This window comes from Yersinia sp. SCPM-O-B-9106 (C-191), assembly GCF_026183365.1.
GTDB classification, from domain to species: Bacteria; Pseudomonadota; Gammaproteobacteria; order Enterobacterales; family Enterobacteriaceae; genus Yersinia; species Yersinia rochesterensis.
This window is the reverse complement of record NZ_CP110791.1, coordinates 3,714,914-3,738,824: the sequence shown is the minus strand read 5'-3', so window position 1 is coordinate 3,738,824 and position 23,911 is coordinate 3,714,914. Positions and strand designations below refer to the sequence as shown.

The following is a 23,911-nucleotide window of genomic DNA, read 5'->3' as shown; positions in this document are numbered from 1 at the left end:
CTTATTAAGGTTTATTGCTGTTTGTTATCTTTTTTATGCAGCAACATATACACCGCCGGAATAACCAGCATCGAAAGCAATGGCGCACTCACCATCCCGCCGATCATCGGGGCGGCAATTCGCTGCATAACTTCCGAACCTGTGCCGCCTCCCCACATAATAGGTAGCAAGCCAGCCATGATGGTCGCCACCGTCATCGCTTTTGGTCGCACTCGCAGTACTGCACCTTCGTGAATGGCTGCGCTCATTTCATTGGCCGTCATGGGGAAACCGGGCCGTTGATGTTTTTTCACCGCCTGATTCAGATACAAAACCATGATCACGCCGAACTCGGCAGCAACGCCCGCCAGCGCGATAAAGCCGACGGCGGCGGCAACGGAAAAGTTATAGCCCAGCCCATAGAGCAACCAGACCCCGCCAATCAGTGCGAAAGGCAGCGTTGCCATAATTAAGGCGGCATCCCTGACACTGCTGAAAGTGACATACAACAACACGAAAATGATCATGAGAGTGACCGGCAGAACAATTTTCAGTTTCGCGGTTGCCCGTTCCAAATATTCAAATTGCCCAGACCAGCTGAGTGAGACACCCTCCGGCAGTTTGACTTGTTCAGCAACGGCCTGTTGCATCTCCGTGACTGCCGATTTCAAATCTCGCCCACGTAAATCGACATAAACCCAGTCAGATAAACGTGCATTTTCACTTTTCAGCATCGGCGGGCCTTCTGTCACTTTGATATCCGCCAGTTCGGATAACGCCACCTGCCCGCCACTGGCAGTGACGACCGGTAAATCACGCAATTTTTGCAGCGAATCGCGGATTTCCCGCGGATAACGCAGATTGATTGGATAGCGTTCACGGCCTTCAATGGTTTCACCAATGTTTTGCCCGCCGATCACGGTTTCCACCAGCGATTGCAACTCTTTGACTGAAACACCATAGCGAGCGGCGCGCTTGCGGTCGATATCAATATCCACATAGCGGCCACCGGCCAGCCGTTCGGACAGCGCCGAAGTGACGCCCGGTACTTTGCGCACCACCTGCTCAATTTGCTGTGCAACTTGCTCAATTTGTTGCACATTCTTACCGTTTACTTTGATCCCCACCGGGCTTTTGATCCCGGTAGACAGCATGTCTAGCCGATTGCGGATCGGCGGCACCCACAGATTAGCAATGCCGGGGACGTTAACAGTGGCGTCCAGCTCCTCGATTAATTTGTCCATGGTCATGCCGGGCCGCCATTCTTCTTTGGGTTTAAAGCGAATGGTGGTTTCGATCATGGTGAGCGGCGCGGGATCGGTGGCTGTTTCTGCCCGCCCAGCTTTACCAAAGACGGTATCCACTTCCGGCACCGTTTTGATTAAGCGGTCGGTTTGTTGCAGTAAATGGCTGGCTTCGCGCACTGAAATCCCCGGCAGAGTAGAGGGCATATACAGCAAATCGCCCTCATCTAAAGCGGGCATAAATTCGCTGCCTAAGCGGCTGAGTGGATATAGCGTTGCCAGCAAGAGCATACCCGCAATGGCCAATGTGGTTTTTGGCCGCGCCAGCACGGCGGTTAATACTGGATGATAAAGGGCTATTAGCCAGCGGTTAATGGGGTTGGCATTTTCGTCAGGAATTTTTCCGCGAATAAAATAGCCCATTAATACCGGTACTAAAGTGATGGCTAAGCCAGCAGAAACCGCCATGGCATAGGTTTTGGTAAAGGCCAGTGGGGAAAACATCCGCCCCTCCTGCGCCTGTAAGGTAAATACTGGAATGAATGACAAAGTAATGATCAATAAGCTGCAAAACAGCGCCGGGCCGACTTCAATCGCCGCCTGTTCTGAAATGCGCCAGTAATCTTGGCTAACCGGCGTTTGGCCGGGGTGATCTCGCCGCCATTGTTCCAATACTTTGTGCATGTTTTCGATCATGACGATCGCCGCATCCACCATGGCACCAATGGCGATGGCGATGCCGCCCAATGACATGATATTGGCATTAACCCCCTGATAATGCATAACAATAAATGCACCGAGGATACCCAGCGGCAGGGTGATAATCGCCACCAGCGCCGAGCGGAAGTGGAATAGAAACAGTGAGCAGATAACCGCGACCACTAAAAACTCTTCCAACAACTTAAATGACAAACTGTCGATGGCCTGAGTAATCAGGTGCGAGCGGTCATAAACCGGCACAATTTCTACTCCAGCGGGTAAACTGCGCTGAATCTGTTGCAGTTTCTCTTTCACGCCATTGATGGTTTCCAGCGCATTTTTGCCGTAGCGCATCACGATGATACCGCCAGCCACTTCGCCTTCGCCATTCAGTTCAGCTACGCCGCGCCGCATTTCTGGCCCAATGCGCACTGTGGCGACATCGGACAGTAAAATCGGAATACCTTCCCGGGCGGTTATCACGATATTTCGAAAATCATCCAGTGTTTTCAAGTAGCCGCTGGCGCGCACCATATATTCGGCGGCCCCCATTTCCAGCACGGAACCGCCGCCTTCTTGATTACTGTCGGTAATGGCGCTGGCGATTTGCTGATGAGAAAGATTCAGCGCCCGCATTTTTTCCGGGTCAAGAACCACTTGATATTGGCGCACCATACCGCCGACACTGGCGACTTCCGAGACATTGGGCACGGTTTTCAGCTCAAACTTCAGTGTCCAATCCTGTAATGCGCGCAAATCGGCCAAACTGTGTTTGCCGGTTCTATCAATTAATGCATATTCATAAATCCAGCCGACACCGGTGGCATCCGGCCCCAATGACGCTTTGGCCTCGGCTGGTAGGGTGGATTGCACCTGGCTGAGGTACTCCAGCACCCTTGAGCGCGCCCAGTAAGGATCGGTGCCGTCATCAAACAATACATAAACGTAAGCATCGCCAAACATAGAAAAGCCGCGCACAGTTTTAGCGCCGGGCACCGACAGCATGGTGGTGGTGAGCGGGTAAGTGACTTGATCCTCCACCACTTGCGGGGCTTTGCCGGGGTAACTGACACGAATGATCACTTGCGTGTCCGACAGATCCGGTAGCGCGTCCAGCGGGGTTTGTTGCAGTGACCAAACTCCCCAGGCAGCCATCATCACCGCACCTAGCAGCACCAACAGCCGGTTACGCAACGACCAACGGATAATGGCAGCAATCATAAGTGGCTCCCATGGATATCCATGTTTTTATTGGAGTTATTAGCCTTTGTCGGCTGGATCTGGCGGATCTGCGCGCCTTGTTCATTCAGCGTAAAGGTGAAATTGACTTCACTGCCGACGCGGATATCCGGTGATAACTTGCCCGGTGGCAGCAGGAAATCCATGGTCATCGCGCCCCATTTCAAGGCGGCTATCGGGCCGTGAGATAAGGTGATTGTTGCGCCATTAATGGCGTTAACTTCCCCCCGTACTGAGTAGATATCGGCTGGCGCTTGCGCGGTGTTTTCCACCGCGGGCGCTTGCGTTTCTGGGATATCAGCCATCTGCGGCAGGGCACTTTGCAAGCTGGCTTCTGAATCAATGAGGAATTGGCCCGACGTCACGACTTGCTGGCCATTGCTCAGCCCGGATTTGATTTCTACCCAACCGTCCTGAGTTTGCCCGGCACTGACTTCAACCGGTTTAAAGTGGCCATTTCCTTGCGCCAGCAACACGGTGTTGCGGTTGCCCGTCATCAATAAAGCTTCTTGTGGAATAGCCAACACCGGCTCAAGCGCGGCGGTTTGTGCCGATTGCACATTCAGATACATCCCCGGTTTGAGCTTTTGTTGCGGGTTTTCCACTGTGATGCGCGCTTTTAAGGTGCGGGTCGTGAGATCCATATTGGGCAATAACTCGCTGACTTTGCCGTGGAAGGTTTCACCCGGCCAACTGGCAGTGGTAGCGGCAATTTCACTACCGATCGTGACTAAACTGGCTTGTGATTGCGGGTAATCCACCAGGATCCACACCTGATCGAGGCTGGCTAATTCGAACAGTGATTGGGTCGCCGCCACTTGCGAACCGGCGCGGATATCCAGTTTATTAACATAGCCATTGGCCGGGGATCGCAGCGTCACCCGGGTTTGTGGCTGGCCACTTTTTTCTACACTGCGAATGACCTCTTCTGGCATGAATTGCAGTTGTAACCGCTGACGGGCGGCGGCGGTCAATGCGCTGTCACCCAATTGGCGAATAGCCAGATACTCTTGCTGGGCTGCACTCCAATCGGGGATCCATAACTGTGCCAATGGTTGATTTTTCGTGACTGGCTGCTGATTGGCGCGCACATATAATTGCTCGATGATGCCATTTGCCCGCGCCGCAATCACTTGCACACTGCGTTCGTCTGTCGCCACGGTGCCGTAGCCAGTAAGCCGATGGTTGAGTGCGCGCATTTCTGCCGCCGCGGTGCGCACCCCCAGATTTTGCTGTTGGCGGGCGCTGATTGTCACGCCGCCATCTTCCACAGTTTCACCGGCATAGCGCGGCACCAGTTCCATATCCATAAACGGCGATTTCCCGGGTTTATCAAAGCGTTGTCCGGGGGACATCGGGTCATACCAATAAAGCACTTTGCGGCCGCTTTCTGCTGTGACGTCAGAGTTTGCGGTAGCGGTTGGCGTAGAATCTGAGGCCGGTTTCCCGAGCAGATAACCGCCGAGGCCGCTGATAACGGCGACGGCCACTAAAGTCAGGCTAAATAGCTTTTTCATCGCACGCTCTCCTGCGGGGTCAGATAACGGATGGCTGCCCAAGTGCGAGCTAATTCTCTGGCGGCATTGCTGGTATTGAGTTGGCTGTCGAGCAGGGCGCGCCTGGCTTCCAGCACGCTGCTCAAATCGCTTTTATTGGCCTGATATTGCGCCATCATCAAGTTAACGCGCTGTTTTTGCAGCGGTAAAACCTCGTCAGTTTGCCGCTGCCATAACTCTTGGGTAGCTCGATATTGCGCTAATAAAGTGTCGAGTTGCGCCCGATGGTCACGGGTCAACAATGTGAGTTGGTCGTTAGCTTCCATGGATCGCGAGACGTCGGCGGCATAGTCTTTATCCTGACGTTGTGAGCGGAACAGCGGCAAATCGACAGTGACCATGACACCCGCCATATCCTCATATTCTTCGGCGCGCTTGGCGTAATAAACCTCAATACCGACATCGGGAGTGGCCGCAATGGCGGATTGTGCTGAACGCGCTTTGGCGACTTCCGCTTCGCGGCTGGCGAGCAATATTTCTGGATGCTGCTGGATAGCATCGCGCAATACGGTGATATCCGCTGGCAGGCGGGAGAACTTGGGCAATGTGCCACTGACGTGCTGAACCTCAATACCGGTCAATTGGGTGAGCTGGGTTTGCGCCAAAGCCACATCGCGCTGTGCGGTGGTTAATCTGTCTTGCATGGCGGATAGGGTTAGGCGCGCATCCAAAACACTGCTGGGTAACGCGCCACCACTGGCGACTCCCGCCCGTTGCAGCGCTATCTGTTTTTCACTCTCCTGCACTAAAATCCTGGCATCCGTCACCGCTTGCTCAGTGAGTGCCAAATCCAGCCAGGCTTGTGCGGTTTCCCTTTGTAGCCGAGTGAGAATGGTTTCGCTGCCCGCCGCGGTTTTACGGGCTTCGGCGCTGAGAGTATCGGCCTTTCTTTGTCGTTTATCGCTGCTGACATAATCCTGCATGATACCAATCCGCTGCATGGTCATGCCCTCGCGGGTAAAGCGGCGGCCATTGTTGCCCCCCACCGGCAGGTTTTCAATGCCGAATTTCAATTTGGGATCAGGCAGTTGGGTGGCGGAACTGGCCATGTTTTCTAGTGCATTAACCTGATGTTGATTGGCCGATAGCTCGGCTGAGTAGTGCTCAGCAGAAACCAGCGCTTGTTCCAGAGTGATGTCTGCCGCATAGCCGATGGCGGGTAAACCGAATGCGGCGGCGAGCAACAAGCGGGTCAATCCTATCCGCAAGGCAGCGGTGGGCCGCCCCTGTCGAGGGTGATTCGAGTGATTCATGATTGCTCCCGCCTTACGGTTGTTGCGCTGAAATAGCGGTGAGCTGATAGCCCTGTTCAGTCTGGCGGAAGCTGAATGCGACTTGCGTGCCGACCGGGAGCGGGGCGGCAACCAAGTTATTCGGCAGATCGAATGTCATGGTCATCGGCGGCCAGTTTAGGGCCGGAATGGCACTGTGGGCGATGGAAACGCTGTTGGTATTCCAGGTTTTTATTTGCCCGCGAGAGTGATAACTATTGGTGTCTGTGGCGGTGGTTTCAGCCATCATCGCCCCATGATTATGGGACATTGGCATGTTGTCGGCCATCGACGGAGTGGCGGCAAACAGGGGCGCAGAGAATAGAGTAACAGCAAAAAATAATGCACTAATAGTGGCAGATACAGCGTTGAATAAGGAACTCATGGAATAACTCCAAAATAGAATTAGCACAACACACCGCGGGAAAGCGGCCTGAAAGATGTGGTTAACTCTGTCTGGATCTATTCTCTAAATCGGCAGAAAACAATTTCGGTGGGTGGCCCGACAATGGGCGGCATATGCCAGTCGAGGCGACGCACACCGGGGGCTTGTTGGATATCCGCCAGCACTAACTCAGTGTGAGTTGGCAATGCTGCCAACACCAGCATCCCGCTGTCAGACTGAACTGAATCGGGGAGACAGTGTTTTTCACACAGGGAATTTTGCGCCGGGCCATGGGACATTTCCATCGACGACAACATTTGTTGCATCGGGTCTGATTGCAAATGCCCTTGATGCTGGCTAAAGACCGGCGAGTCGGCAGGGGCGATATCACACTGATGACCGGCTATCGCCAGTTGGGTATTCAGGAAAAACCAGCAGGTTACCAGCAGCATACCGCACAGGCGCTTTTTACAGGCGCGCGTTCGGTGCATAAGCTGTGATATTCCCTTAAATGCTGGCATTTTTACCTTGAGTCAGTGGTGTGATGGGGTGATGCTTGCTAGCAAGTATAGGATTATCTCACTGTTTTTAGAATGGTTTTGGCCGGTTACACGGAATAAAACAAAAAGTTTCTGAAATGTTATTCGGCTGAATTTGTTCAATTTATTGTTAAAATTACAGCAGGAAGAGGGCGAAAATTTACTTTTCTTTAAGCAATTCTTATCCCATTAGGATAAAAAACGCGCCAGTATGGGCCACCGGCGCGGTTGAAAATAAAAACTTACCAAGAATAACTGACGGTTGCGGTAGCGACACGACCACTGCCATAGAAACAGGCCGCCATTTGTGCGCAACTGGCCACATATTCTTTGTTGAATATGTTGTTGACGTTAACCTGCAAACTGGTGCCTTTCATCGCGGGCAGTGCTTGCCCCAGTTCATAGCGCATCATCCAGTCATATAGTGTTACCGCCGGGACTTTAAAGCTGTTTTTTCCATCACCCCAACTGGTGCCGATATACCGCACACCGACGCCAGTAGACAAGCCGTCCACCACACCTTTATCAAAGCTATACATTCCCCATAATGAGGCCGAATGATTAGGTGTTCGTGATGGCATTTTGCCTAGTTCAGCGGCATTTTTGGTTTCACGCACTTTGCCTTTCGTGTAGGTATAAGCGGCGATCAGGTTGATATTGTCGTTAATTTCACTGTTTAATTGTGTTTCTATCCCCTGGGACTGGACTTCACCAATGGGAACACTGTAGGCCAGCACTGAGTCGTATTGGCTGATATTTTTCTGACGTAAATCATACAGTGCGGTGGTCAGTAGGGTACTACTGCCCGGAGGCTGGTATTTAATGCCTAACTCGACCTGACGTGCTGTTACGGGGTCTAGTGCACCCGTACCAGGAGCGCCTTTGGCAGTGCTAGGTTCAAATGAGGTGCTGTAGCTGATATAGGGCGAGATACCCGAATCAAAGGCATATAACACACCGCCACGGCCAGTAAATGCTTTATCGTCTTGTTGATCTTGCGTGACGCTTTTACGGTTCATTGTTTTTAACTGTGACCAGTCATAGCGCCCCGACAGCAGGAAATTCCACTTATCTAACTCAATTTGGTCTTGTAAATAGATCCCGACCTGATCAAGTTTGGTTAAATCACTGCTATTGAGCGACAGGTCACTGTCCTTAATATTCAGGCCATAAGTCGGTGATACCCAATCCAAATTGTATGCTGGCAGCACTTTACCCATATAGAACCGGCTATCAATACGGGTGCGTTTATAATCTAACCCCGTCAGCACCGTGTGATTTAGCTGTCCCGTCCAGAAATCGGCTTGCAACTGGTTATCGACTGCAAACTCGGCCGTGGTCTGGCGTTCGATTTGCGGGCGACGGGTCATTGTGCGGTTATCTGCCAGTAAATCCATAAAGACCAGATATTTGTAATCTTGCTTGTTGTGGCTGTAACGCAGATTTTGGCGGAATTTAAAGGTGTCATTGATGTAATGTTCAAGGGCATATCCGACGGAAGTTTGCTCGCGTTCAGATTGATCAAATGACGGGTCACTGACGTTAAAATCGTAAGGTATTTTGCCGTAGGGGGTACCAAACACCGTGCCAATTGCCGGTAAGAAGTTACGCGAGCCGGCCTTAGGTTCTTTCTGATAGCTGGTCAGTAAGGTAAAAGTGGTGTCTTCGTTCGGGATGAAAGTTATTGCTGGGGCGATAGCAAAACGCTCCTGCTTATAGGTATTAACTGCATCATCCTGTGTCCTGCCAATCCCATTAAGGCGATAGAGAACTTTACCCTCATCATCTAACACACCGCCAAAATCAAAGGCGGCTTCTGCCCGGCTATTATTACCAGCCCCGACCTGCACTTTATGAATACTTTCGGCTGTCGGGCGCTTGCTGACCATATTGATCAGGCCGCCTGGGTTGACCTGGCCATACAGCACCGAGGCCGGGCCACGGACGACTTCAACTCGCTCCAATAACCATGGGTCAATCTGGCCGCCGCGCCGTGCGCCACCCAGCGAGTTGTAGCTTAATCCATCCAGAAAACGCGGTGCGTAGCCGAAGCCACGAATGATAACTTCATCATTCATATTGGAACCACCGCGATATTCCGGCACGACACCGGCAGTATAACGCAATGCTTGTGCCACGGAAGTTGCACCTTGCTCCTGCATTTGCTGGCTGGTAATCACGGAAATGGATTGTGGAGTACGGATAAGCGGGGTATCGGTTTTAGTGCCGGTTGAACTATTTTTAGCAACGAAACCATCATCTTGTTGCCCGCTACCTGCTTTGGCAACCACCACTAATTTATCTTCTTTTGTCGCCGTTGCTTCTTTCGCGGTGGTTGCCGCGAAAGCCTGTAGAGCCGGTATTAATATAAGTGCAGAGGTTAATAAGGTTTTTGATGCGTAGCTTGCCCGGAATAGCAATTTCCCTGGCATCTTCTTGCCTGAAATATCAAACATGATTTATCCCTACCTAGAAACACAATAATAAAACGTGCTGGAACCCATCCGGCCTTATACCTTTCATCTTGCAAACTGCAGGTGTTGGTTGCACTCAATAACCCGAATCACTTACTTGTGTAAGCTCATTGGGATTATCTCCTTTACCGCCTTCCTACATCTTGAAATCTATTGGGTTTATTTATTAACCGGTATGGCGATAAGAAAACTTTCTGCCCATTCAATTCCTTCTCGGCACCGCAGAACGCCCTTACTCATATTGCGGGAATAAAGGGGTACTCAAGAATGAACATGCATATGGTATTGCAAATACTAATGGTTCTCAATATTATTTGTATTCACACAATAAACACAAATATATTTAATTTGGTTGCTTGTGGACATACATTGGCTTGATGTGTGGTGTCTTGATGTGTAGTGAATAGAAACTTAGGCAATGAAATCAAAAGGATTGGGTGTGAGCACGACAAATGAACAGATTGATAGCCAGAGTTTGTTAGCAGACCCTCTGGCTGGCAGTGATACATGGTGGCAGCAGATTGCACTGCGGGGAACACCGCTGGTGGAGCCGGTTACTGCTGGCAAGGTGAAATTGACATTCCTCTGGCGGGAGCCGCCCGCCAAGGCGGGGAGCGCTGTTTATAGCCGTGTCTATATTGATGTTAACGGCGTGACTGATCACCACAGTCCCAATCCTGAAACTCTACAGCGCCTGGGCCAGAGCAATGTTTGGTATTGGCAGGCTGAAGTGGAATCTGATTTCCGGGGCAGCTACAGTTTTATTCCTGTTGTTGAAGAACATTGTTTGAATTTACCTGAGGGGACACCACAAGAGCGCCGTCAGGCGCAGCGCAATTGGTGGATCTCACTGATGGATTTAGCTGAAAACGATCCGTTCAATCCTACAGCTCCCCATTACAGCTATCGCGGGAAACCACTTTCGGCGGTGCATTTAGCCGATGCTTTGCCCCAGACGGCCTGGCAGCCCATTGATGCGGGCCAAAAACTCCCAACAGACCCAAAACGGCTGCAACTGATTAGCTGGAATAGCAAGTTGCTCGGTAATAGCCGTAATGTGTGGATTTACCACACACTCGGTGCCGAAGATAAAGCTGAGCGGCCGCTGGCTATTTTACTCGATGGTCAATATTGGGCGCATGGGCAATCGATTTTTGGTGTGCTGGACAGAGAAACTGAAGCCGAACGCCTACCTGCCAGTGTGTATATCTTGATCGACATTATCGACCAACCTCATCGCGCAGTGGAATTGCCCTGCAATCAGGATTTCTGGCAAGCGCTGCAAACGGAGTTACTGCCACAAGTGGCCTTGTTGCAACCTTTCACTGACAAAGCCTCTCGCACTCTAGTCGCCGGACAGAGTTTTGGCGGGCTAGCTTCGCTTTATGCCGGATTACATTGGCCTCAGCGTTTTGGTTGTGTGCTGAGTCAGTCAGGTTCCTTTTGGTGGCCAGATGTCGACAATTTCAAAGCACTAACCGCCGGAACTGCCGAGCGGCAGGGCTGGCTGACAGAGCAGGTTTATCAAGGTGTGGGCGCTGACCATCCATTGGATATTTTTATGGAGGCGGGCCGCCGTGAAGATGTGATTTATCAAGTTAATGAGGCCATGAGTGAAGCACTGCGGCAGGCTGGGCATCGGCTGCATTACCGAGTTTATTCAGGGGGCCACGATTCCTTGTGCTGGCGTGGCGGCTTGATTGATGGATTGCACTTTTTATTAGGTTCCTCAGATTCAAAATAAGGATATTTACGCCATGAACATTTACGCCATGAACAATGAAACAGAAACACCCACCAACCCGTTTGATAACGAAGATCTGCCTTTTTTTGTGCTGATCAATGAGCAGCAGCAATACAGCTTGTGGCCCCAGATTACGGCGATTCCGGCAGGATGGGAAATTGTTCATGGGCCGCAAAGCCGGTCAGATTGTGTGAAATATCTTGAGGTTAATTGGACCGACATGCGCCCGGCCAGTTTGATTCGTGCAGAGGCTGGCCTGCAATAACGCGGGCCGTGGGCTAAAGGAATTATCGGATTATCGCGGCTCCACCTGCTGCAATAAATCCTGTGTTGCCAAAAAAAGGAATACCCATCGTGTCAGAGGATTCAATCTCCCTTGTTGCTGCTGTCGAGCTGCCCTTGGTGGCGGCACAGCCCGGAATCTGGTTTGCTGATCAGTTAAGTCAGCAAAAGAACATGTTTACCGTGGCCCATTATATTGAACTGGCGGGGCCGCTGGAGAGGGAACTCTTTAGCCGTGCCGTTAGCCAAGGGCTGGCGGAGGCCGATACTCTCCATGCGCGTTTTGTTGATGGCGACGATGGCCCGATGCAGCGCATTCCCATACAGCGCCAGGCGGCTGACATGCCTAAGCTGGAGTGGTTGGATTTCAGTGCTCGCGCCGATGGGCGACAGGCCGCACTGACATTGATGTGGGAGGATACTGAGGCTCCGATACAGTTAGATGGCGAGGAGCCACTGTATCGACACTGGGTTATTCGTGTTCCTGATGAAAATGGCAAGCCGCTATGGCTTTGGTATCAGCGTTATCATCATTTGTTGCTTGATGGCTTCAGTTTCACCGCAATTACCCGCCGTATTGCCGATATTTACACTGCATTATTGCAAGGGAAATCTATTGGGGAATCCCCTTTTACCCCGTTTAGCGATGTGGTTAGTGAATATTTGGCGTATGCGGGGTCAGAAACCGAGCTGCGCGATAAGCAATTTTGGCAACAACATACTGCGGATTTACCCGCCGCACACACACTTTCCCCCCTGAACTCGCCCGCCCGGGCAGAGCAAACGGATAATCGCGTATTGCGTCAGCGGATTAATATCGACTCTGACTCGTTTGGCCGTTTACTGGCAGGGGGCGCAGCACAGCGCCTGAGCGCTGCCGATATGGCAATGGCGCTGTTGCTGATTTATTTCGCCCGTATTAGCGGCGAAATGCGCTTGTCGGTAGGGTGCCCGTTTATGCGCCGCATGGGATCAGTCGCCTTGACCGCCACCGGGCCAGTGGTGAATGTGTTGCCATTGCAGATAACGTTACGGCGCGAAATGCAGATTGTTGATGTGGCGCGCGCAGTGGCGCGCGAGCTGAAAACGGTGCGTCAACATCAGCGCTATGAAGCGGAACAATTACGGCGTGATTTGGGGATGGTCGGCTCCCAGCGGGCGCTATATGGCCCGGTACTGAATTTTAAAATGTTCGATTTCGCCCTGAATTTGGGGGAAATAACCGGCGTTACCCACACCTTGGCCTCCGGCCCGGTCGATGATGTCGAGTTTGATCTCTACCTTGATAACGGCCAATTGACCTTGGAAATACTGGCAAATGCGGGGCGCTATGACCACGCCAGCCTGCATCAGCATGGCGAGCGGATACAATTCTTGTTGCAGCAATTGGCGGCCCAAGCCGAAATCACGGTAGGCGACCTCATATTGACGCCACAGCAGGAGCTGCAACGCATTGATAGTTGGGCTAAAGGCCCGCAATTAAGTCTGCCTGCTGGGGTGGTGTCGGTGCTGGATATTTTCCAGCAACAAGTGAGTGCGCAACCGGATGCCACTGCGGTGAGCTGTGGCAAGCAAAGTCTGACTTATCGCCAGCTTTCTGACCGTGTGGCCCAACTAGGGCGAGCATTGATCGCCAGAGGAATTCAGGCTGATGATGTGGTCGCGATTGGTATTCCGCGAACTGTGGATTCGCTGGTCGCCATCTTGGGGACTCTGGCCAGTGGCGCAGCTTACATGCCGCTTGATCTGGATTACCCGATGGAGCGGCTCGCCAAAATGTGCGAGGACGCCAGACCGCGCTTACTCCTAGCCCATCAATCGACTGAAAGTTTGTTATCTTCACTGGCTATCACCGGCGAGATGGAAATAGTTTGCCTGAATGAATCGCGCTTCCAGCAGGAATGCACGGCTTTCTCTGTTCGGCCCATTACTGATGCAGAGCGCCAGCATTCCCTGCACGGTGAACATCTGGCATACATGATTTATACCTCGGGTTCGACTGGCCGACCTAAAGGGGTCATGAGCACCCATGGCGGGTTAGTCAATTTGCTCGTGGCGCACCGCACGTACCTGTATGGCCCGGCGATGGCGGAATTTAAGCGGCATAATACCCGCCGGATGCGCGCGGGGCATACCGCATCATTCTCTTTCGATTCCTCTTGGGAACCGCTGTTCTGGATGATGATGGGCTGCGAGATGGTCATTTTTGATGAAGAAATGCGCCGTGATGCTTATGCATTGGTGCAGATGATGGATCAGACGCCAATCGACACCATGGACATTACCCCGTCATTCTTTACGCAAATGATCGATAGCGGTTTACTGGAGGCTGGGCATCACCAGCCCGCCTTTATTATGATTGGCGGTGAAGCCGCCACACCGCGTTTGTGGGAGCGGCTGAAACAGCATCCTGAACTGAACGTGGTTAACTTCTACGGCCCGTCGGAATACACCATAGATACCCTCGGCGCGAATATCCAGGTGGCGATGCAACCGGTTATTGGCCGCCCGGTGGCGAATACCGAAGTCTATTTGCTGGATAGTCAACTCGCCAAAGTGCCAATAGGTGCGGTGGGGGAGTTATATATTGCCGGTAAAGGGTTGGCTCGTGGTTATCTGAACCGGCCTGATTTAACCGCGGCGCGTTTTGTGGCCAACCCTTTCCGTCACGGCGAAGTGATGTATCGCAGCGGCGACTTGATGCGCTGGACGGCAGAGGGGCAGTTGGATTTTGTCGGGCGCACCGACCACCAGATAAAAGTGCGCGGTTTCCGGGTTGAGCTGGGCGAAGTCGAAAACGCGCTGGTGGTCTTGCCGGCAGTCAGTAGCGCAGTGGTTATCGCCGAAGCGGTCGGCGCGACCCATCGGCTTATTGGCTACTGCGTGGTACCCGATGCGCAACTGCGCCAGAGTAAAGATCTTAATGCCCGGCTAATGGATCAATTGGCCGCGAGCTTGCCAGATTATATGGTGCCCGCGATCCTGATGGTGTTGGATGAAATGCCGCTGACGGTAAACGGCAAGATTGACAGGCAAGCGCTGCCCGCCCCACAACATCGGCAACAGTTCACCAGCCGGGCACCACAAACCCCGCCGGAAAAGCTGTTGTGTGATGCCATCGCCCACTTGCTGCGTTTGGGCAATATTGGTGCGGAAGATGATTTCTTCCAACTCGGGGGCGACAGTATTTCCGCTATGGCGCTGGGGAGCACTTTGCGTCGCGCCGGTTTCCGCTTGGCTCCGCGCGAGATTTTTGCTCTGCGCACACCGGCTAAAATGGCGCTGGCTTTACACTCGTTAATGGATTCGCCCGTAGCGGTACCCTCTGCACCCACGGCATCCTTACCCGAAACACTGTGGCAGGCGGCTGGCGAAAAATATGGCCCAATCGCCGATATTCTCCCGGTATTGCCGCTCCAACAAGGTTTACTGTTCCATGCTCAGTTAGGGCAAGAAGCCAATAATTACAATGCGATCAGCCGGTTTGACTTGCAGGGTGAACTCGACATTGAGCGCTTGCGTGATGCATTGGAAAGCCTACTGCAACGCTACCCGCAACTGGGGGCTATTTTTGACAGTGAGTTGCACAGTGAATCATTGCAAATCCTGCCGCAGATTCAAGATAGCGCCCGTCGCTGGCCATGGCAGCAATATGACCTGAGCGCATTGACACCGGATCAGCAAACTGCCAAAACCCAGCAATTGGAGCGCGAAGGGCTGGCACGGGATCTGGTGAGTGAGACGGCGGGGACATTAAAACCTTTACTGATTGCCACCTTGATCCGCTACAGCGCCGAGCGCTATTCGTTGATCATCATCGCGCACCATTTGGTGGGAGATGGCTGGTCATCGGCAATTTTGCTGCATGACTTGCTGCATCTCTACGGCAATAAGCCGGAATTAGCGCCGCTGAGTGTCAGTTATGGTGATTTGATTCGCCGCATGACGTCGCGCGACCTGCAATCAGACCGTTTGGCCTGGCAGCAGGCTGTTCGCGGTGTCACGCCAACGATTCTATATCCTGAAACCAATGCCGCCAGCCCGGTACGCGAATGGACTATCGCGCTGGACAGCAAACTGGAAACGGCACTGACCGAGTTGCAACGGCGCGAGGGCATCACGCTCAATACTCTACTGCAAGGGGTTTGGGCCACCTTATTGGGCGTGCTCAGTGGCCGTGATGATGTGATATTCGGCTCGCCGGTTTCTGGCCGTTTTAGTGAAATCGACGGTATCGAACAGCACGTCGGGCTGTTCAGTAACACCCTCCCGGTGCGGGTGAAATTGCAGCCGCAATTGCCACTGTTAGCACAGTTGACCGCGTTGCAGCAGCAGCAGATCCAATTACTGGAGCACGATGGTCTGGGGTTGGGGGAGATCCAGCGTCTGGCCGGGGCGAATACATTATTTGATACCTTGCTGGTGGTTGAAAACTACCCGGAAAACAATCAATTACATCAGCAATCTTTCAAGGGTTTGCGGTGTAATGCACTGAATAATCGCGGTTATACCCATTACCCACTGACTTTATTGGTGTTGCCGGGCGAGAAGCTGCATCTGCAACTGGAATATCGTGATGCGGTCGGCGATCCGCAACGATTGGCCCAGCGCTTGGTGATGTTGCTGGAATATTTGGTCTGGCAGCCCGAATTGCCGTTATCCGCCCTGAATTTGCTGACTGCCGATGAAAAAGCGCTGTTGGCAGCCGCCAATGACACTGCCATCGCCCTACCTGCGCTGACACTATGTGATTTGCTAAACCAACAGTCGCAGCTAACACCACAGGCTGTCGCCTTATTGGATGCTGATGAAACACTCACTTATCAGCAAGTTAATCAGCGGGTTCAATCGCTGGCTGCCCATCTACGTCAACAGGGCGTGCTGCCCGGTGATCGGGTTGCTGTGGCGCTGCCGCGCTCGGTGAATCTCAGTTTGGCTTTGATGGCTATTTTGGCCGCAGGCGCTGCTTATTTGCCGCTGGATACTGGTTATCCTGATGATCGCCTGGCTTACATGATCAGTGATGCCGATCCACGTCTCCTTATTACGGTCAGCTCTTTGGCTGAGCGCTTTACCGGCCAGGCCCCGCTGTTGCTGCTGGATCAACTGCCCACGCAGGATAAACCGGCGCTGTTGCCCGCCATCCAGATAACGCCAAACCATCCGGCTTATTTGATTTACACCTCCGGCTCTACGGGGCGGCCAAAAGGTGTGGTAGTCACACATGGGGCTATCGTTAACCGCCTGTTATGGATGCAAAATGAGTATCCGCTGGGCGCTGATGACGTGGTATTACAGAAAACGCCGTGCAGTTTTGATGTCTCGGTGTGGGAGTTTTTCTGGCCGATGATAACCGGGGCAAGATTGGTCATGGCGCCGCCAGAAGCTCATCGTGACCCCGAGTTACTGCGTAGCTTGATTGAGGATTATGGCGTCACGACCGCTCACTTTGTGCCCTCAATGCTGGCCGCTTTTGTCAGTGCGATGCATGGGCAGCAGCAGCCTTGCCAGAGCTTACGCCGAGTATTTTGCAGTGGCGAAGCATTGTCACGCGAGCTATCGGAGCTATACCAACAGATTTTTGCTGCTCCATTGCATAATTTATATGGCCCAACCGAAGCGGCGGTGGATGTCACTTATCAACCCGCCTATGGTGATGCTTTGGCGCGAGTGACTGGCAGCAGTGTGCCCATCGGCAAGCCGGTGTGGAATACCCAACTGCGTATTCTCGACACTATGCTGCGGCAAGCCCCGGTCGGCATTGCGGGCGATCTCTATTTGTGTGGCGTACAACTGGCGCAGGGTTACCATGCCCGCCCAGATCTGACTGCCAGCCGATTTGTTGCGGATCCTTATGACCGTGGACAGCGGATGTACCGCACCGGTGATATCGCCCGCTGGCTGCCGGATGGCACAGTAGAATATTTGGGGCGCAGTGACGATCAATTGAAAATTCGTGGGCAACGCATTGAATTAGGTGAGATTGAATCTGCGCTATTGGAGTTTCCTTCAGTCCAGCAAGCGGTGGTGCATGCCCGCACCTTGGCGGGGGCGGAAGGGGCCTTAGCCGGAGCCGATACCCGCCAGTTGGTCGGCTATATTGTGCCGGTTGCCGGATCGGAAAATATTGATTTAGAGGTTTTGCGCAGCCAGCTTAGTGAGCACTTACCGGCGCATATGGTGCCGGTAGTTATCGTCAGCCTGAGTGCTTTCCCGCTGAGTGCCAATGGCAAACTGGATCGCAAGGCATTACCGGCACCAGTGAATCAGGCGGGCAGTAGTGGGCGCGCGCCACAAGCCGGTTTGGAAAGTCTGATTGCGGGATTATTTGCCCATTTGTTGGGAGTTGAAAGCGTCGGTGCGGATGATGATTTCTTCGCGCTGGGCGGCCATTCTTTGTTGGCAATGCGCTTGGCGGCTGACCTGCGCCGTGAGTTGCAACAGCCCGTCGCGGTGGGGCAGGTGATGGTGGCCTCGACAGTGGCGGCATTGGCTGCCGCATTGAGCCAGCCGCAATCTGATAGACAGGCAGTTAAAGCTGGTTTCAGTGAAGTCTTGCCGCTGCGCAGTGGCAGTGGCAACCCGCTATTTTGTATCCATCCGGCGTCTGGTTTTGCCTGGCAATTCAGTTTGTTACCGCGTTATTTGCCGGGTAGTTGGCCGGTGCTGGGAATTCAGTCTCCGCGCCCTCATGGGGCCATTGCCACTAGTCGGGATATGGACAGCTTATGTGACCATCATTTGGCGACGTTACGTCAGGTGCAGCCACAGGGGCCATATCACCTAATGGGATACTCATTGGGCGGCACAGTGGCGCAGGCCATGGCGGTAAAATTACAAGCACAGGGCGAGGAAGTGGCTTTCTTGGGGTTGTTGGATACCTATCCGCCGGAAACTCAGGACTGGAACGCGCCGATTGAGGCGGAGGCGCTGGAGGAAGTGGAGCGCGAGCGGGCATTGTTTATGGCGGCGGCGGGCGATGAGCAGCAAGAGAAACAAGAAATGTTTGCGCAAATTCAGGCAAATTATGACGATTCTGTCGGCTTGTTATCAGGGGCTAAAACGCCAGTTTACGAGGGTGAAACCACGTTATTTGTTGCCACCCAAACCCTACCCGCGGGTGAGACTCCCGAGGATATCTGGCGGCCATATGTGAAGCAACTGCGGACATATCATCTTGATTGCTCACATATCACCATGATGTCGCCGGAGACATTAAAAGTGCTGGGGCCCATTTTGCAGCAAGTGTTTAGTGGGATTAGGTCATTGTAGTTGGGGATGGTGAATAGGTTCGATGTTCTGGTTCGGTTGTTATAATTTTACTGGTCACTTGGCCTCGGCTGAACCAATCGGCAAAGGGTGCGGGCGCGCACCCTTGTGGAATCCCGCGCTTCGCACGTATCTCCAGCCCACGGCGTGGGTTCCCTCACTCATCATTTCACTGGCGGGACGGCTTTATTATAGCCTCTTCGAGGCTACCCTTCGGGCCAACGCAAGCGTTGTTCAAAACTGCTTCGCAGTGTTGTCGCGTCCCTGCTCATGACGCCTAAATCCGACGTCCATGGCGGATTTCCCTTGCTCCATTCTTCACTCGGCGGCTCAAATGTGCTTTTAACATCAAGGTCAAAACCGTGGTTTTGATGTTGAGCGCAATCAGGAATATTGCCGACAAGGATGGAGGGTAGAGTGAGCCGCCAGGGATGGCGGCGAAAAGTGCGCTTGAGCATGGATGCGAATCGCGCTGGCTCGTCAGCCCGAAAGACGCAGGAGGGTTTACCCGCAGGGCAATATTTCGCGCAAGCCGCAGGTGCAGGAGGGCCGGCTAGCCCTCCTGCTCGGTTGAGGCGACTGGGATTAAGTGATAACTAAACGAATATCAACCGAAACAATGATTCGATCTGTATTTATGAGTCGGAGGTTAAGTGAACAGTGAAATTTTAACAACCGAACCTGAGTACCAAATCGACTATCAACCAAAACAATGATCCGGTGATCTATCACCCGCCAACTTCATCAATCTTCTCCCCCTCATTGGAAACCTCGTCCCCCATGGTCGCGCGGCGTAATGTCCCGCCACAGACGGCAATAACCCCCCCCGCCGTTGCGGCGATCATACCAAAGGTCAAGGCGCTGAGCGCCGGGGCCATGACTCTCGCTAACACACCTAACCCCAATGCGCCGAATGATTCACCCGCGACAAACTGCACATTCCATAGGCTGTTCACCCGCCCTAATAAGGCATCCGGTGTATGAGTTTGCACTAAGGTATATTGCAGCAATCCACTGATAGACCCCAGATAGCCATATAACAACAAACCGGGCAGAGCCAGATAGAAATTATTGGTCAGCCCTAATGTCCCGATGGCTAAAAAAGCGGCAATAGAACTGTACATCAGCACCATTCCTGGGCGGCGAACTTGATTGACCCAGCCACTGGTAAAGGCCCCGATTGTCGCCCCCAGTGGCACCACTGAGTACATTAAACCAATCTGTGAAGCCCCGACATGATAGGTATTCTCCGCCAGCGCGGGGAACAAAATACGGATAGCCCCAATCATGCTGACCAATGTCCCCAGCAACACCACGGAGCCAACAACTTTATGCCGCAATACAAACGAAATCCCTGTCGCCAATGCCCGTAATGGGTGTTCATGCTGGCTGGTTGTCGGTTTCATTGAGGGCAGACTCAACAGCGGCAACAGAGTTAACATCGTCCCCACCGCAGCAATCCCGTAGTTCCAACCCACTCCGCCATAAACAATCACCAGGCCACCAATGGCCGGGGAAATCACCGAGCCAAAACGCACAGTCAGCATGCTTAACCCGCCCGCTGCGGCCAGATTTTCTCGCCCGACCAGTGAGGGCGTTGCCGCCATCAATGCGGTCATACCGAGAGCACCAAAGAACCCATCCCAGGCCGCTAAAACATACAAAACCCACAATGAGGGTGTCACAGAGAACGCATTGATACTTAAGCCAATAAAACCTAAACCACAGGTAAAGCGGGCGAATAAAATCAGTTTACGTCGATCAAGTCTGTCCGCTAATACGCCCCCCAGCAATAAGCCAATAAACATCCCCAGCCCATCCAAGGTGACGGCCAGCCCCACTTGCAAGGTGGATCCGGTCATCATTTGTATCTGCACCGGCACCGCAACCGTGAGCATCCCCAGCCCTAAAATGGAAATAAAACGGGCAAAAAACACCGCTCGAAAATTAGCATTTTCTCTTAACAGGCTGAAATCTAAAAGAATCGGTGATTTTGCCATGATGATTTAATCCTTTAATGTAGGTAACAATGACCTGCCATGGTGACAAACGGACATTAATCTTGCCGGGAAGCGGTTTTAGCCAATGCATTCCCATTGTAAGTCGTGTTAAAATACATGAAATTAATACTAATGATAATCAAAACGATAATAACAATCATTTGTAAATAATCATTTATAAACAATCGGCGTTTGTTAAAAAAGAGTCACAATGTCAGCGACTGATTCCCCAAACCAATCTTTACCAAAACGGCTAAAACCAAGCCCCGTTGTTGCTGAAAACGCACAATCCCGCCGGGGACTTTTGCTTTTACTCAGCATAGTTATATTGATGCTCGTGATGGTTGCCAGCCTGATGCTCGGTGCTAAAGCCATTCCTTTCTCTGTTGTCTGGCAAAGTTTGCTGGGCGAACACAACAACGCCGACAGCGTTTTAATACTGGAATCTCGCCTACCCCGCACCTTGATTGGTGTGCTAGCCGGTGCTGCACTCGGGTTATCCGGCGCAGTGATTCAAGCATTGACCCGCAATCCTTTGGCGGACCCAGGGATTTTGGGCGTCAATGCGGGGGCCAGTTTTGCGGTGGTACTTGGTATCACTGTTTTCGGCGTACATGCCATTCATGGCTATATGATTGCTGCATTTATTGGCGCGATGCTCACGACGCTGGTGGTGTATTGGGTGGGAACACAGGGCAGTGGGCGGGTTAATCCTTTGCGGCTGACCCTCTCCGGCGTGGCCATCGGGGCGGTACTCATGGGGATTTCTACCGGCATATCACTGACACACCCGCAGGTCTACGACCGCGTTCGCTTCTGGCAAGCCGGCTCGCTGGACATCCGCGATATGTCGGTGGTGATGGCGGTCGCGCCCGCCATTCTTCTCGGCTGTGTGATTGCCTTGCTGCTGGCACGCCCCCTCAATGCCATGCATATGGGAGAAGATTTAGCCGCCGCAATTGGCGCGCGCATTGGTCAAACCCAATTTTGGGCTGTGGTCACTGTGACTTTACTCTGCGGTGCTGCTACTGCGGCAGTTGGCCCGATCGCCTTTGTCGGCCTGATGGTGCCGCATATTGCTCGCTGGATTGTCGGGCCGAATCAATGTTGGATTCTCCCATTCACCTTGGTGATGACTCCAATTTTGTTACTGGTTTCTGATATCGTCGGCCGCTTTCTGGTACCGGGTGAATTGCGGGTTTCCATCGTAACGGCATTTATTGGCGCGCCCTTATTGATCTGGCTGGTACGCCGTAATAAAAGGATGACCGCGTTATGAAACCCGCTACTCCGCCATGGCTATTGGGCCGCCCTGATGGCCCAATCAATCTGCGGATCCAACCCCGTAGCCTGATTGTCGGCAGTTTACTGCTATTGGCCTGTTTATTGACGGGGCTGCTGGCATTAAGGGTCGGGACTTTACCGCTCTCTTCCGGGCAAGTATTTTCAGCCCTATTCGGCCAAGCCAGCGGTGCGGCGGATATTATCGTCAACCAATGGCGGCTGCCCCGCGCCATGATGGCGTTGATTTTCGGTGCTGCGCTAGGGATCAGTGGCGCTATATTTCAGTCATTGGTGCGCAATCCATTAGGTAGCCCAGATATCATCGGCTTTAATGCGGGGGCTTATACCGGTGCACTGGTGGCGATTACCCTGTTCAACGGCAACTATTTTGAGGTTGCCAGTAGCGCGCTGGGGGGCGGGTTGCTGTCTGCCCTCGCGGTGTATTTGTTGGCTTATCGGCAGGGGATTCAGGGTTTTCGGCTGATTATTGTCGGCATCGCCATTGGCGCAATGTTAACGGCATTCAATACCTGGCTGACTATCACGGCGTCATTAGAAGCCGCTATGACCGCCGCGGCGTGGGGGGCCGGTTCGCTTAATGGCCTGACGTGGGCCAAGGGCTTGCCGTCGGTGATATTTATCATTATCGCTACCCTGGTGGCTATGTTACTGAGCCGCCGTATGCCGCTGTTGGAAATGGGCGATGATGCGGCGGGAGCTTTGGGCGTTCCGGTCGAAAGAACCCGTTTGGGCTTGATGGCGATTGGCGTGATTTTGATGGCCGCGGTCACTGCGGCGGCGGGGCCGATTTCCTTTATTGCATTAGCCGCGCCACAGATTGCAAAACGTTTGTTGGGCACATCTTCAGTGACGTTGACCGCGTCTGCGCTGATGGGGGCGTTGTTATTGATAGCCGCGGATTTGTGCGCTCAGCACCTATTTTCACCTAATCAATTGCCAGTCGGTGTGGTCACCATCAGCATCGGCGGCTTATACCTTATTTGGCTTTTAATCCGAGAGTCCGGACGATCATGAGTAATGCTAGCTCTGCCACCTTACCTCTGTCGCGCTTGCAGGCCGATGCTCTGACCTTGGGTTATGACGGCAAGATTATCAGCAAGAACCTGAGTGTCGCCATTCCTGATGGTGAGTTTACCGTGATTGTCGGCCCCAATGCCTGTGGCAAATCGACACTGTTACGTGCTTTGAGCCGTTTGCTGAAACCGCAGGCGGGCCAGGTGATTTTAGACGGTAAGAATATTGCCAGCCTTGATACCCGGCATGTTGCGCGCCATTTGGGCTTATTACCGCAAAGCTCGCAAGCTCCGGATGGTATCAGTGTGCTGGATTTAGTGGCGCGAGGCCGCTATCCCCATCAGAAATTGTTGCAGCAATGGACACAAACCGACCGGTTGGCGGTCAGCCATGCCATGGAAGCCACGGGGGTCAGTGAACTGGCAGACCGGTCAGTGGATGCTTTATCCGGCGGGCAACGCCAACGGGTATGGATAGCCATGGTGCTGGCGCAACAAACGCCATTGTTACTGTTAGATGAGCCAACCACCTATTTAGATATTGCCCATCAAATTGATTTGCTTGAGTTATTTAGCAATCTTAATCAGGAACATAACCATACGTTAGTGGCCGTCCTGCATGATCTTAATCATGCTTGCCGCTATGCCACCCATATTATCGCCATGCGCGATGGGCAGATAGTGACGCAAGGTAAACCGCGCGACGTGATCACTGCCGATTTAGTCGAGCAGGTTTTTGGTATGCCCTGTTTAATTATTGATGATCCGGTTTCGCATACGCCGTTGGTGATACCGAAGGGGCGATTTTAGTTTTAATTTTTAAGATATAGATGGGGTTTGTTGATGGTGATCTGGTTCAGTTGTGAACGCCCCCAGATCATCCTCCAAAAACTAACCGGTCTGATAAAACAT

13 protein-coding genes are annotated in these 23,911 nt (G+C 52.7%); 6 read left to right on the top strand and 7 right to left on the bottom strand.

The genetic code is table 11. The annotated features are described in order from the left end of the window. Positions 1-11: 11 nt before the first annotated feature. From OP863_RS16915 to OP863_RS16890, 6 genes are all read right to left on the bottom strand, one after another. Positions 12-3,143 carry an efflux RND transporter permease subunit gene (locus tag OP863_RS16915; RefSeq protein WP_145591504.1) on the bottom strand — a complete coding sequence of 1,044 codons (3,132 nt, stop codon included), beginning with the start codon at positions 3,141-3,143 and terminating at the stop codon, positions 12-14. Then, entirely contained in the window at positions 3,140-4,678 is a 1,539-nt protein-coding gene (locus OP863_RS16910; RefSeq protein WP_145589866.1) for an efflux RND transporter periplasmic adaptor subunit, read from the bottom strand. Before OP863_RS16910 ends, OP863_RS16915 begins: the two co-directional genes overlap by 4 nt. Continuing rightward, entirely contained in the window at positions 4,675-5,970 is a 1,296-nt protein-coding gene (locus tag OP863_RS16905) for a TolC family protein (protein WP_265525637.1), read from the bottom strand. Before OP863_RS16905 ends, OP863_RS16910 begins: the two co-directional genes overlap by 4 nt. A gap of 13 nt (positions 5,971-5,983) precedes the next feature. After that, entirely contained in the window at positions 5,984-6,373 is a 390-nt protein-coding gene (locus OP863_RS16900) for a copper-binding protein (RefSeq protein ID WP_145589868.1), read from the bottom strand. A gap of 77 nt (positions 6,374-6,450) precedes the next feature. After that, positions 6,451-6,864, bottom strand: a complete 414-nt coding sequence (locus OP863_RS16895; RefSeq protein WP_265525636.1) for a hypothetical protein — start codon at positions 6,862-6,864, stop codon at positions 6,451-6,453. A 290-nt stretch (positions 6,865-7,154) separates the two neighbouring features. After that, on the bottom strand, positions 7,155-9,368 hold the full coding sequence (locus OP863_RS16890; protein ID WP_145589869.1) for a TonB-dependent siderophore receptor: 2,214 nt from the start codon (positions 9,366-9,368) through the stop codon (positions 7,155-7,157). A 457-nt stretch (positions 9,369-9,825) separates the two neighbouring features. Between OP863_RS16890 and fes the strand changes: the two genes are divergently transcribed. The 3 genes from fes to OP863_RS16875 all read left to right on the top strand — a co-directional run bounded on the left by fes (position 9,826) and on the right by OP863_RS16875 (position 18,684). Then, a complete protein-coding gene (gene fes / locus OP863_RS16885) occupies positions 9,826-11,130 on the top strand; it encodes an enterochelin esterase (RefSeq protein WP_145591498.1) in 1,305 nt (434 codons plus the stop codon). A 13-nt stretch (positions 11,131-11,143) separates the two neighbouring features. After that, positions 11,144-11,395: an MbtH family protein gene (locus OP863_RS16880; protein ID WP_265525635.1), complete on the top strand. Its 252-nt coding sequence runs from the start codon at positions 11,144-11,146 to the stop codon at positions 11,393-11,395. Between the two features lie 89 nt (positions 11,396-11,484). Beyond that, positions 11,485-18,684, top strand: a complete 7,200-nt coding sequence (locus tag OP863_RS16875) for a non-ribosomal peptide synthetase (RefSeq protein WP_265525634.1) — start codon at positions 11,485-11,487, stop codon at positions 18,682-18,684. 725 nt (positions 18,685-19,409) lie between these two features. Here the strand turns inward: OP863_RS16875 and entS are convergent. Next, on the bottom strand, positions 19,410-20,681 hold the full coding sequence (gene entS / locus OP863_RS16870) for an enterobactin transporter EntS (protein WP_038639066.1): 1,272 nt from the start codon (positions 20,679-20,681) through the stop codon (positions 19,410-19,412). Between the two features lie 211 nt (positions 20,682-20,892). Here entS and fepD point away from each other — a divergent pair, with 211 nt between their 5' ends. Genes fepD through OP863_RS16855 form a run of 3 tightly spaced genes read left to right on the top strand, consistent with a single transcriptional unit; the run spans position 20,893 to position 23,809 of the window. Further along, complete coding sequence (gene fepD / locus OP863_RS16865) at positions 20,893-21,960, top strand: Fe(3+)-siderophore ABC transporter permease (RefSeq protein WP_265525633.1); 1,068 nt, start codon at positions 20,893-20,895, stop codon at positions 21,958-21,960. Further along, on the top strand, positions 21,957-23,000 hold the full coding sequence (gene fepG / locus OP863_RS16860; protein WP_038639073.1) for an iron-enterobactin ABC transporter permease: 1,044 nt from the start codon (positions 21,957-21,959) through the stop codon (positions 22,998-23,000). Before fepD ends, fepG begins: the two co-directional genes overlap by 4 nt. Then, positions 22,997-23,809, top strand: coding sequence for an ABC transporter ATP-binding protein (locus tag OP863_RS16855; protein WP_042562479.1), 813 nt, complete (start codon positions 22,997-22,999; stop codon positions 23,807-23,809). Before fepG ends, OP863_RS16855 begins: the two co-directional genes overlap by 4 nt. Positions 23,810-23,911: the final 102 nt, after the last annotated feature.